Annotated in this window: 12 protein-coding genes; 6 read left to right on the plus strand and 6 right to left on the minus strand. The window is 67.1% G+C overall.

All coding sequences use genetic code 11. The annotated features are described in order from the left end of the window. Nucleotides 1-31: 31 nt before the first annotated feature. Nucleotides 32-1,825, plus strand: a complete 1,794-nt coding sequence (treZ, locus tag ABIE41_RS00925) for a malto-oligosyltrehalose trehalohydrolase (protein ID WP_192642978.1) — start codon at nucleotides 32-34, stop codon at nucleotides 1,823-1,825. Then, nucleotides 1,822-6,702 (plus strand): malto-oligosyltrehalose synthase, encoded by a 4,881-nt coding sequence (gene treY, locus ABIE41_RS00930; protein WP_192642979.1) that lies wholly within the window; start codon nucleotides 1,822-1,824, stop codon nucleotides 6,700-6,702. The genes treZ and treY overlap by 4 nt, the downstream gene beginning before the upstream one ends. 1,013 nt (nucleotides 6,703-7,715) lie before the next feature. On the opposite strand, the gene ABIE41_RS00935 is transcribed toward treY, so the two are convergent. The 4 genes from ABIE41_RS00935 to ABIE41_RS00950 all read right to left on the minus strand — a co-directional run bounded on the left by ABIE41_RS00935 (nucleotide 7,716) and on the right by ABIE41_RS00950 (nucleotide 10,198). Then, nucleotides 7,716-8,255, minus strand: coding sequence for a DUF2231 domain-containing protein (locus ABIE41_RS00935; protein WP_192642980.1), 540 nt, complete (start codon nucleotides 8,253-8,255; stop codon nucleotides 7,716-7,718). A gap of 10 nt (nucleotides 8,256-8,265) precedes the next feature. After that, on the minus strand, nucleotides 8,266-8,751 hold the full coding sequence (locus tag ABIE41_RS00940) for a DUF4142 domain-containing protein (RefSeq protein ID WP_192642981.1): 486 nt from the start codon (nucleotides 8,749-8,751) through the stop codon (nucleotides 8,266-8,268). A 115-nt stretch (nucleotides 8,752-8,866) separates the two neighbouring features. Next, on the minus strand, nucleotides 8,867-9,166 hold the full coding sequence (locus tag ABIE41_RS00945; RefSeq protein ID WP_354191537.1) for a PepSY domain-containing protein: 300 nt from the start codon (nucleotides 9,164-9,166) through the stop codon (nucleotides 8,867-8,869). 126 nt (nucleotides 9,167-9,292) lie between these two features. Next, nucleotides 9,293-10,198, minus strand: coding sequence for an NAD(P)/FAD-dependent oxidoreductase (locus ABIE41_RS00950; protein ID WP_192642983.1), 906 nt, complete (start codon nucleotides 10,196-10,198; stop codon nucleotides 9,293-9,295). A gap of 492 nt (nucleotides 10,199-10,690) precedes the next feature. Between ABIE41_RS00950 and ABIE41_RS00955 the strand changes: the two genes are divergently transcribed. After that, complete coding sequence (locus tag ABIE41_RS00955) at nucleotides 10,691-10,927, plus strand: hypothetical protein (RefSeq protein WP_192642984.1); 237 nt, start codon at nucleotides 10,691-10,693, stop codon at nucleotides 10,925-10,927. 136 nt (nucleotides 10,928-11,063) lie between these two features. Continuing rightward, entirely contained in the window at nucleotides 11,064-11,582 is a 519-nt protein-coding gene (locus ABIE41_RS00960) for a CinA family protein (protein ID WP_192642985.1), read from the plus strand. Nucleotides 11,583-11,942: 360 nt separating this feature from the next. Here ABIE41_RS00960 and ABIE41_RS00965 read toward each other — a convergent pair whose 3' ends face one another. Then, nucleotides 11,943-13,115, minus strand: a complete 1,173-nt coding sequence (locus ABIE41_RS00965) for a zinc-dependent alcohol dehydrogenase (protein WP_192642986.1) — start codon at nucleotides 13,113-13,115, stop codon at nucleotides 11,943-11,945. Between the two features lie 89 nt (nucleotides 13,116-13,204). Between ABIE41_RS00965 and ABIE41_RS00970 the strand changes: the two genes are divergently transcribed. Then, nucleotides 13,205-13,786: an NUDIX hydrolase gene (locus ABIE41_RS00970; protein WP_354191540.1), complete on the plus strand. Its 582-nt coding sequence runs from the start codon at nucleotides 13,205-13,207 to the stop codon at nucleotides 13,784-13,786. On the opposite strand, the gene ABIE41_RS00975 is transcribed toward ABIE41_RS00970, so the two are convergent. Then, entirely contained in the window at nucleotides 13,743-15,086 is a 1,344-nt protein-coding gene (locus ABIE41_RS00975; RefSeq protein ID WP_354191542.1) for an NAD(P)/FAD-dependent oxidoreductase, read from the minus strand. The genes ABIE41_RS00970 and ABIE41_RS00975 overlap by 44 nt on opposite strands. 338 nt (nucleotides 15,087-15,424) lie before the next feature. Between ABIE41_RS00975 and ABIE41_RS00980 the strand changes: the two genes are divergently transcribed. Next, nucleotides 15,425-15,874: a hypothetical protein gene (locus ABIE41_RS00980; protein ID WP_192642987.1), complete on the plus strand. Its 450-nt coding sequence runs from the start codon at nucleotides 15,425-15,427 to the stop codon at nucleotides 15,872-15,874. The last annotated feature ends 284 nt before the right edge of the window (nucleotides 15,875-16,158 follow it).

The raw sequence follows: 16,158 nt of genomic DNA on the forward strand, positions 1-16,158 counted from the left end.
CCATCCCCGCCATCCCGACAGGATCTCTTGCATGCGCCGCGTCCACTCCATGCCATTCGGTGCCGAGGTCGCCGACGGGGCCGTCCGATTCTCGATATGGGCACCCTCCGTGCGCGAGGTCACCCTAATGATTGACGGGACCGAGCGGCCCATGACGCGTGATGCCGAGGGATGGCACCAGCTCCACGACCCGCAGGCGCGCCCGGGATCGCTCTATCGCTTCCGCATCGAGGGCGGGCTTTCGATTCCCGATCCCGCCTCGCGCTTCCCACCTGAAGACATCGAGGGGCCGAGCCAGGTGATCGATCCCGGCGCCTTCGCCTGGAGCGACGGCGACTGGCGCGGGCGCCCCTGGGAGGAGACGGTCCTCTACGAGGCCCATGTCGGCACGGCGACGCCGGAAGGGACCTTCGCGGCGCTGACGGCGAAACTCGACCATCTGCACGATCTCGGCATCACCGCGCTCGAGCTGCTGCCGGTGGCGGATTTTCCGGGCGACCGCGGCTGGGGCTATGACGGGGTGCTGCATTACGCCCCCGACCATGCCTATGGCACGCCCGAGGAGCTGAAGCGTCTGGTCGACGAGGCGCATCGCCGTGGGATGATGGTCTTCCTCGACGTGGTCTACAATCACTTCGGCCCGTCCGGAAACTATCTGCCCAACTACGCCGCCTCCTTCTTCACCGAACGGCACGAGACGGCCTGGGGCGCCGGCATCAATTTCGACGGCGAGGCCGCCGCCGTGGTGCGCGACTACTTCGTCCACAATGCGCTCTACTGGCTGGAGGAATATCATTTCGACGGCCTGCGCTTCGACGCGGTGCATGCCATCGCAGACGACAGCAGCCGGCACGTCATCGGCGAACTGGCCGAGCGCGTCCGCGAAGGGCTGCCCGGGCGCGAGATTCACCTCGTTCTGGAAAACGCCGCCAACGAGGCGCGCTGGCTTGAACGCGACGAAGCCGGCCGCCCGAGCCTGCACAATGCGCAATGGACCGACGACACGCATCACGCCTGGCACCGGCTGCTCACCGGCGAGAGCGACGGCTACTATGCCGATTACGACGATCCGGCCCGGCATCTCGGCCGCTGCCTCGCCGAGGGATTCGCCTATCAGGGCGAGTTCTCGGCGCATGAGGGCGCCGTCCGGGGCGAGCCTTCCGCCCATCTGCCGCCCTCGGCTTTCGTCAACTTCCTGCAGAACCACGACCAGGTCGGCAACCGGGCTCAGGGCGAGCGGATCGGCGCGCTGACCGAGCCGGCGAAACTCGCGCTGGCACGCGCCGGCCTGCTGCTCTCCCCGCAGATTCCGATGCTGTTCATGGGTGAGGAGTGGCAGGCTTCGGCGCCGTTCCAGTATTTCGTCGATTTCGCCGATCCGGAGCTGTCGCGTGCCGTCAGGGACGGGCGGCGGCGGGAATTCGGCGGTTTCGGCGGCTTCGCGGCGGAAGAAGTGCCCGACCCGACGGACCCGCAGACCTTCGCCCGCTCGCGCCTGGACTGGGCGGAGATCGAGCGCCCTCCACATGCCGCGGTGCTCGCGGAAACCCAGGCCCTGCTGCGGCTCAGGCAGGAGCAGGTTGTGCCGGTGACGAAGACACGGTTTCGCGGTGCGACGTGCCAACGCCCCGCGCCGGACACGCTCGACATCCGCTGGGATTTCGAACGCGGGACGCTGCGCTTCGTGGCTCATTTCGGCGACAGCGAAGCGGTCGTGGAGGGTCCTGGCTCGTCGAGCCTGATCTGGGCCAGCCCCGGCGTCGAACTCGGAGCCGAAATCCGCCTTCAGCCCTGGACGGGCGCCTTTCTGGTGAACCGCTCATGAGCGCCCCTGATGCGCTGGTCGCCCGCCTGGCCGACCTTGCCGGTGTCGCCGCCGATTATCGCGATGCCACCGGCGCCCTCGTCGAAACCAGTCTGGATGCACGCCGCGCCGTGCTCGCCGGCCTGGGCTTGCCAACCGACACGCCCGCCGAAGCGCAGGAGAGCCTCAAGCGGCTCATGCGGCGGCACAACAGCTTGGTCGCGCCTCTCGTAGTCGCCCGCACGCAGCATCAAGCGAAATTGCGACTGGGCCCCGGCGCGAGGGCCGGACGCACCGTCTTCACCCTCACCGACGAGGCCGGCGTCATTCGCGAAGGAACAACGTTAGCTGTAGCGGATGGTGCCAGCCTGCAGATCGAGCTACCCGCGCTGTCGCAGGGCTATTGGCGGTTGCGCGTCGGTCAGGGCGACCGGAAGGCGGAGGGCCTCGTCATCAGCGCGCCCGAGCGCTGCTACGAGCCGGCCTCTCTCGGGCAGGGCGGACGCTCCTGGGGCGTGACGGCGCAGGTCTATTCGCTTCGCTCCGCTGAAAATTTCGGCATCGGGGATTATGGCGACCTCGCCATGTTGGCCGGACGGGCCGCCGGCCTCGGCGCCGACTTCCTAGGCCTAAGCCCGGTCCACGCTCTGTTCGCCTCCGATTTCACCAAGGTCTCGCCCTACTCGCCGTCCTCTCGGCTGTTTCTCGACGTGCAGTTCATCAACCCATCGCTTGTCCCCGGCTTCGCAGGAAGCGCGGCGCAGCGGCTGCTGGAGACGGCGGACGCGCAGGAACGCCTGGCGGCGCTGCGCGCCGCTCCGCTGGTCGACCGGCAGGCCTCATGGGCGCTGAAGCTCCCGCTGCTAGAAGCACTTTGGCGCGACGGCCCGGGCGGCGATGCGGGATTCGCGGCATTCCGAGCTGCGGGAGGCGCGGATCTTCAGTCCCATGCGCTGTTTGAGACATTGGCCGCGCACTTCAAGGCACAGGGCGCGCATTGGGTCGGCGAATGGCCGCAGTCCTTCCGCGATCCCGGCAGTGAGAGCGTGAGTCGGTTCGCAGCGGAGCATGAGCAGCGCGTCGCCTTCCATGCCTGGCTCCAATATGAGGCCGACCGACAGCTGGGGGCTGCGCAGACGACGGCGTGCGGGGCCGGCATGGATGTCGGGCTGTTTTGCGACCTCGCGGTGGGCGTCGACCGGGCGGGCTCGGAACTATGGGCCTCACCCGGTCGTTTTGCGCCGACGCTGTCGATCGGCGCGCCGCCAGACCCGCTGGGACCGGAGGGCCAGAATTGGGGGCTTCCCCCATTCGACCCCTTCGCCATGGAAGAGGACGGGCTTTCCGCCTTCCGCCGGATGGTGGCAGCGGCGATGCGCCACGCTGGCGCCGTCCGCATCGACCACGCATTCCAGCTCGAGCGGCTCTTCCTGATCCCGGAAGGCGCGCCGGCGAGCGAGGGCGCCTATGTGGCGATGCCCTTCGAGGCGCTGCTGGGCGTCCTGCGGATCGAGAGCCACCGCGCCCGCTGTATGGTGATCGCCGAGGATCTCGGGACCGGGCCGGACGGCTTCTCCGATTCCATCATGGCCGCCGGCCTCTACAGCTATCGGGTGCTGCCTTTCGAAAGGGAGGCGGACAGCGCCTTTAAGCCGCCAGTCGCCTATCCGCGGCGCGCGCTCGCCGTGCTCACGACGCACGACCTGCCGACCTTCCGGGGCTGGTGGCGCGGTCTTGATATCGACATGCGCCAGACCGCAGGACGCATAGCTTCCACCGAGGCCTCGGACGAGCAGGAGGAACGCGCGCGCGATCGCAACCGGCTGACCGCGGCATTGACGGCCGAGGATCTACTGCCGCCCGATTCAGCGTCGGCCGAGCCGCCGGTAGAGGCCGCCTGCGTCTATCTAGGGCGCTCGACAGCGGCACTTGCGGCCATCCAGCTCGAGGATGCGGCCGGCGAACTCAACCAGCCAAACCTGCCCGGCCCCGGCACCGATCATCCCAATTGGCAGCGCAAGCTTTCGCTCGATCTGGCGGAGCTGACGGCGCCGGGGCGGAGCCTAGCGCGGCTCGGCGCGCTGTTCGCCAATGAGGGGCGTGGCGGCGAGGCGCATGTGGCGACGGCCCTGGCGGCTCCTCCGCCGCGGGCGACCTACCGGCTGCAGTTCCATGCCGGCTTCACCTTCGACGACGCGGTTGCGATCCTGCCCTATCTGGCCCGGCTCGGCATCAGCCATGTCTATGCCTCGCCGATCCAGACCGCGCGGCCGGGCTCGACCCATGGCTACGACATCGTCGACCACATGCGGATCAATCCGGAGCTCGGCGGGGAGGAAGGCTTCCTGCGGCTCTCGGAGGCGCTGAAGCAGGAAGGCCTCGGCCTGATCCTCGACATCGTGCCCAACCATATGGGCATCGGCGGCGCCGACAATGCGTGGTGGCTCTCGGTGATCGAATGGGGGCAGCTCTCGCCCCATGCCGTCACCTTCGACATCGACTGGGAACGCCTCGGCGCCAACGGCAAGCTGGTGCTGCCCTTCCTCGGCAGGCGCTATGGCGATGCGCTCGAGGAAGGCGAGCTGAAGCTGACACGCGACGACAGCGGCGGCGGCTTCAGCCTATGGCATTTCGAGCACCGTTTCCCGATCAGCCCGCTGAGCTATCCGATCCTACTCGACCGGGTCCTGATCCTCGCCGCCGACCAGGCGCGGCCGGAATACCGGGAGTTGCTCGCGATCTCGTCGCGGCTGCGGGCACTGTCGGAGAACACCGCCACCGCCGGCCCCGATGGCCTCGTCGCCGAGTGCGAGGCGCTCAAGCGCCGGCTCGAGCGGGTCTTTGCCGAATCGCCGGGATTGACCGAAGCGGCGGACCGGGCGCTCGACCTCGTCAACGGCGCCAAGGGCATCCCGGAAAGCTTCGACACGCTCCACCGCATCCTCGAGATGCAGAGCTACCGGCTGGCGAACTGGCGCGTCGCGGCGAGCGACATCAACTACCGTCGCTTCTTCGACATCAACACGCTGGCGGGAGTGCGCGTCGAGGAGCCGGCCGTGTTCGAACGGACCCATGCGCTCATCCTCGAACTGGTGCGAGCCGACCGCATCCAGGGGCTGCGGATCGACCATATCGACGGCCTCGCAGACCCGGAAGATTATGTCCGGACGCTGCAGGCCCAGGTCGGCCCGGGTTTCTACATCCTCGTCGAGAAGATCCTCGGCCATGGCGAGACGCTGCGGCCCTGGCCGATGTCGGGGACCACGGGCTACGAAGTCCTCAACCTGATCGACGGGATCCTGCTCGACCGCGCCGGAGCGGCGGCGATCGAAGAGAGCTATCGCGAGATCACCGGCCAGCACGACGACTTCGAGGAGTTGCTGCGACGGGCGAAGCGCGAGACGCTGCATGCCAGCTTCGCCAGTGAGCTGGAAGTGCTGGTGTCGGATCTCGCCCGGCTCGCCCATGGCGACCGGCGCAGCCGCGACTACACGATCCACGCCATGCGCCAGGTGCTGACGGAGATCATCGAGCGCCTGCCGGTCTATCGCAGCTACATCGCGAGCGAACCGTCGCCCGAGGACCGGACGCTGATCGAGGAGACGGTGGCAGCCGCCATCGCCGGCACGCCGATGCCGGATACGTCCCTGCACCGGTTCGTCGCCGCACTCCTGCTCGGCGAGGCCGGCGAGGCGATGAGCGCCCCGCCCCCGGCCGAGCATCTGGAGCGTTTCCGCCGCCGTTTCCAGCAGCTTAGCGGCCCGGTTACCGCCAAGAGCCTGGAGGATACGCTGTTCTACCGCTTCGGCCCGCTGCTCGCTCTCAACGAGGTCGGCGGCGAACCGAGCCATCACGGCGTCTCGGCGGAGGATTTCCACGCGGCCAACGTGGCGCGTCGCCGCTCCTGGCCGCATGCGATGATCGCCACCGCCACTCACGACACCAAGCGCGGCGAAGACGGGCGTGCCCGCCTCCTGTCCCTGACGGAGATGCCGCAGCGCTGGGCGGAGGCGAGCCGGCGCTGGCGCGCGCTCAGCCTGGAACTGGCGCCCGACCGGGCCAGGCCGGATGCGAACGACCGGCAGTTCATTCTCCAGCAATTGCTGGCGTCATGGCCTGTCGAGCTGCTGGAAGCCGACGATGAGGCGGCGCTCGACGCCTTTCGCGAGCGGATGCAGGCCTGGGTCGAGAAGGCATTGCGCGAAGCCAAGCGCCGGACGAGCTGGGTCAACCCTCAAGAGGCCTATGAACGGGCAGCCAAGGATCTGATCGCCTCGGCTTTGGCGCAGGGCAGCCCCTTCCTCGCGACCTACCGGCCGCTGGCGCGCGAGATCGCGCAGCGCGGCATGGTGCGCGGTTTGAGCCGAACGGTTCTGAAGCTGACACTGCCGGGCGTGCCGGACTTCTACCAGGGCACCGAGTTCTGGGATCTCTCGCTGGTCGATCCCGACAACCGCCGCCCGGTCGATTACAGCGCGAGGGCGCGTGCGCTGGCGGACGACGCTCATGCGGCTGCCCTGCTCGCCGCCTGGCCGGACGGGCGGATCAAGCAGCGCATCGTCGCGGCGCTGCTCGCGGACCGTGCGGAATCCCCGCGCCTCTATGCAGAGGGAGACTACCAGCCGCTCGCGCTCAACGGCGATCGTGCGGCGGACCTCGTCGGCTTTACGCGCAGCGACCGCTCTGGAACGCTGCTGGTGCTGGCCACCCGGATCGTGGGCAGCGAAGCGGCCGCCGACGCGCTGCCGCTCGGGCCGCATTGGGCGGGCGTTACGGCTGATGTGGCTGGTGAATGGGAGGATGTCCTGACCGGCGGGAGGATCGTGACGGGTGACGGTGGGTTACTGGTGGCGGCGGCCTTGGCGCAGTTACCGGTCGCGGTCTTGAGAAAGAGATAAGCAGCAGCGGCTGTACCGCATGGGAGAACCGGCGCGGCCAGTTCGCAGCCCCGACAAGATCGACAACGGGATCAGCGGGCGGAAGGGATCCGCCAGGTGTCAGCCTCGGAAGAAAGGGTTGCGCGTCCAGGCCAGGTGTTTCCCCGCGCGACAGGTACGCGCCATCAGGCGCGGCAGGTCCTCAGCGAGACACCGCGCCAGGTGCACCTCTTCCCGGGAATGCGCGCGCCCAACCAATCCTCAGAGCGTCGCCTTGTCGCTGATGCACGCCTCGATCATCGAGGCCCGTGTTCGGTTTGATGAAGATGCAGTTCGATCCTCTCCCGCAGTTCGGGAGTGCGCGATGCGGCCAGCCATCGCCGTATCGTCGCCGCTGTTGTCCCATCTCATCGCGTCGCGCACCTACTCCATCAGTCATCTCTGCGACGGCGGTGGATGGACGCCCTTCCTAGGTTGCGATTGCGGCGCGCAGAACGGCGGGCACTTCCCGGCGGCGGCCTTCGGCCGACGTTCAGGACAGCGAACGTGACAGGTCGCTTGCCCGCTCGGGGCTCGAGCCTTGATCTCGCTCATCGGGCGCTTCGATTGGCATGCCCTCGTCGAGGATGGACGTTACGCTCGGCAGCATGGCTGCGTTGGTGTTGCAGCCTGAGGGCCGGATCCAGTCACTGCACCGATGGCGCCTCCAACCGCGGCCGCCGTCCCGGCGCCGATGATGGTCGAAGCGAGCCAACCGATGGCAACGACGGGACCGAGACCGGGAATCGTCACCATGCCGAGACCAGCCAGGAGCCCGGAGGCACCCCCTGCGACACCGCCAATGGCCGCTCCCCGTGCGGCTTGATCGTCACCAGTCTGCTGACGGCCGATCAGCTGATATGGTCGGCGGGTATACCGGCCGCCTCGAGCCGCAGGGCGACATTGCGGGCGTCCTCGAAATTCGCATAGGTCCGGTTCACGACGTCCATGGCAGTCTCCAGATGCGAGCAGGGCGTTGACGGGCCGGAAATCGATCAGCCTTCGCGCGCGACATCGACGCGGCCACCAGGTGTGAGGTCGGGATTCTGATCGGGCGCCATTGAGCCGACGCGCCCAGAGACCCCGATACCGTGCTTGTAGGAGAGGCTGCCGCCGAGCCAGCCGCCGATCAGGAGCAGCACGACGACGACGCCCGAGAGATAGGGTCCGGCTCCGACCCAGAGGCCTTCTGCCTCCCAGCGGAGCTTGAGATTGGCGAGCGATGCGATCATCGCCAGCACATTGGCGCCTGCATGAGCCCAGAGCGCCCCCGCCGACCGGGCCCGCTGCAGCGAGGCGGCCTCCAGAGCCCCGAGCAGGGCCGCGAGCAGCCCGGTCAAAAGCCCAACCGCGAGGAGCGTGAAGGATAAGCGCGACCAGAACGTGTCGAGGGTCGAAAGATAAGCCAGGTCTCCCGCCAGCACGCCGATGAAGCAGACCATCGGAAAGGGCACGATCATCGGATGCAGCGGATGACCCATAATGGCGACAACGGAGCCGCTGCCATTGGGATAATGCCTGTCATTACGGTCCATGTTGTCGCTCCTACTGAACGTCCTGTTTCAGAACCTCGAGCGTGGCGAGATGCTCCTTGATGTGACCACGCGCCAGCATCGCGACCGCCTTGAAGACCGGCTCCTGCGCCTTGGCGAGGTAGCGCTCCTGAAGGGTTAGAAGCTCGCGGTGGGTGCCGATCTGGTGGTTGACATAGGCCTGGTCGAAGCCCGCGCTGAGCTGGCGCATGCGGTCAAGTTCCTGGCGCTGCTCCAACTTCGGCTGGATCTGAGGCGCGACGCTGTTGCGCCCTTCGCTCAGGCTGGCCAGTACGGTGGCAAGCGTTTCCTGCTCGGCAACCTCGGCGTCGGCGAAGCGCTTCACCGCGGGGTTCTGCGCCTTCTCCAAAGCCAGACGGCTCATGTCGAGGGAGGCAGCGCCGTAAGAAAGTGTCGCTGCCGCATGCTGCAGTTCGTCGTCCCGGCCCCCCGTAGCCTGGGCGCGCGCGTCGACAGGGGCCGTGGCTGCTGCGGCCATCGCAAGAGCCAGAAGGGCGCGACGCGGCAGAAGCGGAAGAGGATCATTAATGAACGTCATGCGGCACCTCACAGGTGGTTCGATAGCGGGGCCTCGGCGGCCGGCCATCGCGCGCTCAGGGCTGGGTTCGCAGGATCGCCCCGCGATAATCGAGACCGACGGTGACAAGGGCCTCGCCATAGCGGGCTTTGCCGCGCCAGATGCCGCTCTCGTCCTTGGTGAGGCCGGTGACCTCTGAATAACCAGAGCGCTCGAGGCGATCGCGCGCCTGTTCCTGCGTGAAACTGTTGGAGCCGGCGCGAAGCTCGCTGGTTGCCGGGCCCCCGTCCGGCGGCGGGCCGGACGGCACGACCTGCGCATCCACCGACGCCACGAAGCCCAGCAGCGCCGCGAGCACCAAGCTCGTCGTCGCCACATATGCTGTACTGCGACCGTTCATGTCGGTCCCTTTCCTCAGAAGGGCGCCTCAAACGGCCGGCCCTGACCTGTCCCTCACCTACGCCCCATTCGCAGCGCAGTTCCCGCTCGGCCACGTCCTGCCTCAGGCAGGTTGCGCGGGTAAATCGTTATGGATCGCCGTCGCGGCGACGGCGGCGTGGCCGAGAGCGACGGAAATCTGATGGAGGTCCGAGACGACATCGCCCGCCGCGTAGAGCCCCTGCACGGTCGCCCTGTTATGGGCATCGACCACGAGGCAGCCTTCCGGGTCGATCGCGGCGCCCAGCGGTTTAGCGAGCGCTGAACCTTTCGAAGCGCCCATGGCGGGGTAGATCGTGTCGAAGACGCCCCGGCCGCCGTCGGCGAAGGTCACCGCCAGGCCATTGCGCTCCCGCTGCAGAGCAGCTCCCGATGCGGCCGCGCGGACCGCCACGCCGAGATTCGCAAGGTCGCTTTCTAGCGCTTGGGTCCCCGGCGCCAGCCATTCGTCGGTCGTCGCCACGGTCACCCGCTCAGAGAACGTTCGCAGGAAGCGTGCCTTGGGGCCGGCATGCTGCAGCGGACCGATGACGCACAGCGACTGCCCCTGAACGTCGTACCCGTCGCAGATCGGGCAATAGCGCAGCAGTCCCGCCCGGACCGCTTCGTCATGATCGTCGATCGGAGGGTGCAGATCGCGGATACCGGTCGCGATGAGCACGCTGGCGGCGGATACCTCGGCCCTCGCTGTAACCAGACGCCATCCCGCATCCTCGCGCACGAGCCTCAGCACCTCTTCGTGCCGAGGGACAAGATGGTAGCGAGACAGCTGCCGGGCCAGCGAGGTCAACAGATCATGCCCAGAAACGCCTTCCGCGAAGCCGGCACAATTATAGGAGCGGGGAATGAGTTTCGATCGGCTGGCGCCGGTGTCGAAGATCGCGACGCGCCGGCGGAAGCGGGCGAGATAGAGCGCCGCCGTGAGGCCCGCAGGTCCCCCGCCGATGATGACACAATCGAGCTGCGGCATAATGGCCCTTCCGACACGGACGATGAACGCTCAACTTGGCCGGGCACCTGCCGGTCCGACATCGCCCGCTGGCTTCTCGACCCTCTGACCAAAGCTTTGGCCTTGGGCATAGAGCGCCGGGACCGGCTCAGAATGCCGCCTGATCGGCCCTCCAAGGGACGCTGGATCCGGGATCGGGACCACGCGATTCCCCCCACGCGAACCCGACCGTAGACCCGCAGTTCCAGCAGGGCCTTGTCACGAGCATGATAGACATCTCGAACGCGCAGGCGCGATCTGTCTGCCGCGGCGGCAGAGCACCGACTCGTCGCGTGCGCAAGGACCACATCCGGCGGGTGGGACGGCTTGAAACCGTGATCGCCGCCCGCCGTTGCTCCAACAGGCGGTGTACCTTGCCGAGGCGCACAGCTTTCGAGGATTGGAGGCCATGAGCAATAGCGACACGCTAACTGACCACAAGGCGATCAGGAACTTCATCCGGCGAGCTGGGGCATGAGCGATCTCGCGGCTCTGCGCCGTCTCACCATCATCGGAGAGCGGGTCATGAAGCGCGCTGAGAGCGAAGGCGTCTCCGTGATCGACGCGCAGGATGATCCACTGCTGCGGTGCTATGCTGCGACTGGCCTTCTGGGCGCCGCACTCGGCGAGTTGCAGGGCAGCGTGGCCCGACAGGTCGCGATCGAGACGATACAGGCGGCGCTCACCTCGGTAGAAGGGCTGGATTCATGAACACAGGGCGGTGCAAGCCCCTGGCCGAGCCTGCCGATCCGCTCATAGGTCCTTGGTTGCGCCGCCCGCAGAAAGGTGACGGCGAGGGTGGCGGCCGAGGCAGTGCCATCCACTGCACAAGCTGGGACAGCGCGGCATGACGAGTGACCCGTCTCAAGATACGAGCGACAAGGCCGTCGAAGCCGCCTCCCAACGCGTGCTCGATGCGCTTCGTGTAAGGAATTGGCGGCTGGCCACCGCGGAGTCCTGCACGGCGGGACGATTGGCCGGAGCGCTTGCAGCCGGCAACGGCGCCGGAGCTGCGTTACAGGGCGGCTTCGTCTGCTACAGCAAGGACGCCAAGGTCCGGATGCTGGGCCTTCCTCCCGAGACGCTGCAGTCCAGCACCGGCGCCGTGACGGAAACGGTGGCACGGCTGATGGCGGAGAACGCACGTCAGCGCTCTGGCGCCGAGATCGCCGTCGCCGTGACAGGCGTGCTCGGCCCTTCCTGCGATGAGGATGGCAATCCCGTCGGGCTGGTCGAAATCGCCTGCGCCCGTGCAGGTACAACGCGGCACCGCCGCAATCACTGGCTGGAGGCCGCGCCCGACATCCTGATCAGCGCGACGATCCTGTCCGCGCTCGAACTCGTCGCCGAAATGCTGGCCGACTGAACTCGCCCAGCCAAACCTATCTGCACGGACTTCCTTACCCTGCCACTTGTCGAAACACGCGCCCGAAAGGTCGAAGGGCACCCGAAGGCCAATCTTCAAAAAATCCTGCCTGAAGCTTGGCGCTCACCGCACATGCGCGATGGATATCAGCGCTCTCGGCGCCGCCTATGCGATCACGTGCTGCGCCTTTGCCTGGACAGCTTACATGCATGGCGAAGATCAAATCACCGCTGCCGCTGATTAATCGGCATCCGCCCGGGGCTCGCTTGCTTCATCCGCTCAAGCTGATGCGTGTTGATGGCGGGAGAGGATGGCACAGACGCTCGTCCTCGCGCCAAAAGCGACTTTATAGCTGCGCGATCAGGGCTTCATCATAACCTTGATGCAGCCGTCCTGCTTATCGCGAAACGTCTGGTAGAGGTCTGGCCCTTCTTCCAGAGAAGCCCGATGGGTGATCACGAAGGAGGGATCGATCTCGCCGGACACGACCTTCTCCAGCAGCGGCGCCAGATAGCGATGGGTGTGGGTCTGGCCGGTGCGGATGGTGATGCCCTTGTTCATCAGCGCACCGAAGGGGATCTTGTCGAGGAAGCCGATATAAACGCCCGGCACCGAAATCGTGCCCCCCTTGCGACAACACATGATCGCCTCGCGCAGCACATGGGGCCGATCGGTGCCGAGATAGAGCGAGGCCTTGACCTTGTCGACGACGGCGTCGATGGCGCCGCCGGCATGGGCTTCCGTCCCGACGGCATCGATGCAGCGGTCGGGGCCGCGTCCGCCAGTCATCTCCATCAGCTGGTCGTAGACTTTGACCTTGTCAAAATCGATCGTCTCGGCCCGGCCGTGCTGATGGGCCATCGCCAGCCGCTCGGGCACGTTGTCGATGGCGATGACGCGTCCGGCGCCCAACATCCAGGCGCTCTGGATGGCGAACTGGCCGACGGGGCCGCAGCCCCAGACCGCGACAGTGTCGCCGGGCTCGATCTCGGCATTCTCCGCGGCCATGTAGCCGGTCGGGAAGATGTCGGAGAGAAACAGCGCCATCTCGTCATCGAGCCCGTCGGGCACCTTGATGTGGCCGACGTCGCCGTAGGGCACCCGCAGATACTCCGCCTGCCCGCCGGCGAACCCGCCCAGCATGTGAGAATAGCCGAACAGGCCTGACGGCGAGTGGCCCATCGCGGCGGCTGCCATCTTGGCGTTGGGGTTGGAGCGGTCGCAGAGCGAGAAGAGCTGCTTGCGACAGAAGAAGCAGTCGCCGCAGGCGATGTTGAACGGCACGACGATGCGCTCGCCCACCTTGAGATTGGTCACGGCACGCCCGACCTCGACGACCTCGCCCATGGTCTCGTGGCCGAGGATGTCACCGCTCTCCATGGTCGGCATATAGCCGTCATAGAGATGCAGATCCGAGCCGCAGATCGCGCAGGCGGTGACCTTGATGATGACGTCGCGGTCGTCCTGCAATTGGGGATCGGGCACCGTGTCGCAACGGATGTCGCCCTTGCCGTGCCAGCACAACGCCCTCATGGTCACCTCCCGACGAATGGTCCTTTGGAGGCCAACGGGCGGAGGAAGGCGGCGTTCCGCGCAGCGCGGCCATGCTGGAGCGGATACCGATGGGATGGACCGTCTTGTCCTCGCGCAGTGTGATCAGGGACCGCTGGATCGACCTGCGCGCGGATGACTGCGTGACGCCGTCGGGACAGTCGATCGCGCCCTATTATGTGCTGACCTATCCCGATTGGGTGCATGTGGTCGCGCTGAACGCACGCGACGAAGTGCTGCTCGTCCGGCAGTACCGGCACGGTGCGGGCGAGAGCTTTCTCGAACTGCCGGGCGGCGTCATCGACGGCGACGAGGCGGTGGAGACTGCGGCCCGGCGCGAGCTGGCGGAGGAGACCGGCTACGAGGCCGGCGCCATCGCGCTGGTTTCATCCCTGCATCCCAACCCCGCCATCCAGAACAACCAAGTCCATGTCTGCATCGCGACCGAGGTGGTGGCCGTCGGCCCCCCTCGGCTCGACGTAGGCGAAGAGGGGCTGACGCTCGCGCCCCTTCCGCTGCAGACTGTCCTGGATGGGCTAGCGACCGGCATCCTCGGCCAATCGCTTCATGTGACGAGCCTGCTGCTGGGCCTTGCGGCGCTTGGGCGCATCAATCTATGCGCGGTCCCGCCTCCGGCAGCCGTCGCGCCGTGATCAGGCGGGCCCCGCGCTGGCGCGTGACGTAGCGCACGAGCCACTGCGCAGCCACGAGGAAGCGGCGCTCCAGCCCGTTAAGAAGGTAGATGTGAACCAACGCCCAGAGCAGCCACGCTATCCGGCCGGTCAGGGTGCGGCCCTTGCCGAAATCGAAGATCGCCGCATTCCGACCGATGATGGCCGCATTGCCGCGATTGCGGAAGATGAAGGGCGCAGCCGCCTGTTCTGGCGCCAAAGGCTTTGACAGGACGCGCCCGAGATACTCGCCCTGCTGCTTGGCGACCTGTGCGAGGGCGGGAAGTGGCTTCCCGTCCTTCCCAAGGCACAGCGCCAGGTCGCCCAGTACATAGATATCGTCATGGCTGCGGAGCCTAAGATCCGGCTCGACCAGCAAGCGCCCGCCGGGCGCCGTCTCGATGCCGGGTAACCAGTCGGCGGCCGGCGCGGCGCGGGTGCCTGCCCCCCAGACCACCGTCGCGGCGTCGATCCGCGCGCCGTCGGCGAGATCGACCCCGCTTGCGGAAATCTCACGGACGCTGATTCCGGTGCGGATCTCAACTCGCAGCCGCTGGAGGCCACGGGCCGCGGCCTGCGCCAGATCCTCCGGGAAAGCAGAGAGCAGGCGCGGGCCGGCCTCAACCAGCACAATACGCGCAATGCCGGGATCGATCGAGCGGAAGTCGCGCCGCAGCGCAGGACGGATCAGCTCGGCGATGGCGCCAGCCATCTCGACGCCGGTCGGCCCGCCCCCGACGACAACGAAGCTGAGCAGAGCCGCGCGCTCGCGGGAGTTGGTGCTGGCCTCCGCCGCCTCCAGCGCGAGCAGTATACGGGAGCGCAGCAGCGTCGCGTCGGGCAGATCGCGCGGACAGGGGGCGTATTCGGCCCAAGAGTCGTGACCGAAATAGTTGCAGACGGAGCCGGCGGCGAGGATGAGCCTCCCGTAAGCGAGGGGCGCCTGGCCAGCCAGCAGAACCCTTTTTGTGGCGGCGTCGACACCCACCACCTCGCCCAGCACGACGGAGACGGTGGGATAGCGGCTGAGGATGCGCCGGATGGGCTGGGCGATATCGGCCGGCGACAGCGCGGCGGTGGCGACCTGGTAGAGCAGCGGCACGAAGAGGTGATAGTTCTGGCGGTCGATCAGGACGGTGGGGACACCAGCGGCGCCGAGCTGGCGGGCGCAGGCGAGGCCGCCGAAGCCGCCCCCCACGATCACGATCGGTGCTGAATCGCCAGTAGCAGAACTCGTCAGCGCCGTCATCGCGCCCGCCGCGGATCTACTCTGCGCTGCCATGTCGTTTCCTGTCATCGTTCCGAATGATCGTCCCGCTCGCCGCTCCCGGCCTCAACGGATGGATTACCCCCTAGTTCGAGGCCTGTAGCAGAGCCCCACGGCGGCGCGGTGCCGCGTTGCTGGCCATTCCGGCTCAAAGCTTTGGCGCGGCCCCTGTGCCCCATGGAACGTGGGACAATGACGCTCGTTGAGGGGGAAACAGTCTGCGACGGCCGAAGGCTATCGAAGTGCTAAAGCGGTCGCAGACATGGGATCCCGCCGCACCTGCAGATGCCGCGGGGATCTAGGCAGCGCCGTCGGCCCCGCCCCCGCACCCGCCGACGAAGAGGACGGAGAGCATGACCGAAGCCGCGCAGGATCTGCCGACGACCGGGCCAGCGCTCGCCCTCGCGCTGCAGCGCCGCCATCCAGGCCGAGACTGGATGGCGGCGCTTGCCATGGCGGCGCGACGGCCTCGGGGGGATGTCGAGCGGTATCTCCAAGAGGACGGCGAATTGCCGCCGTTCCTGCGCGAGGCTTCCGGAGAGGTGGAGGCGCTGCTGCGCCCACAGAACGGTGACAGGCGGGACGACATTTTCGCCGCGCGAACCAACGACGTCGACGCTCCGATGGAAATCGACAGCGAGGCTGGCACGATCGTCCAGCCTTCCAATAAGGGGATGCCATCGCAATCCGGCTCGGAGCCCGAGATGCGCACGAAGCCGCCGAAGGCCGAGAAGAACGAGGAGTTCCTCCCCATGAGTGGTGTGCCCTCCTTCATCAGCGCTCTACGCAAGGATGACGACTGAGCCTCGCCATCCCCTCGCGCACCAAAGCTTTGGGGCCGGTTCCGGTAGCTCGGCACAGGCAGCACGCGCATGTATCACGCAGCCAGATTTGCCCGCACCGCGGATGCGGATACGGACGGGATCTGCGCCAGACTGACGGGGTCACTCGACCGGCGTCATCAAGATGCTGTGCATGACGGCATTCGCGGCCCGCTCAGAAGACCATCTTCTTCATCTACTTCTTTGACTTCTTCATCTTCAGGAACCGCCTCCTGCTGCTGCTGTTGATCCTGCAACTGAGCGAC

Origin of the sequence: Bosea sp. OAE506 (assembly GCF_040546595.1) — a bacterium.
In the GTDB taxonomy this organism is placed as follows: Bacteria; Pseudomonadota; Alphaproteobacteria; order Rhizobiales; family Beijerinckiaceae; genus Allobosea.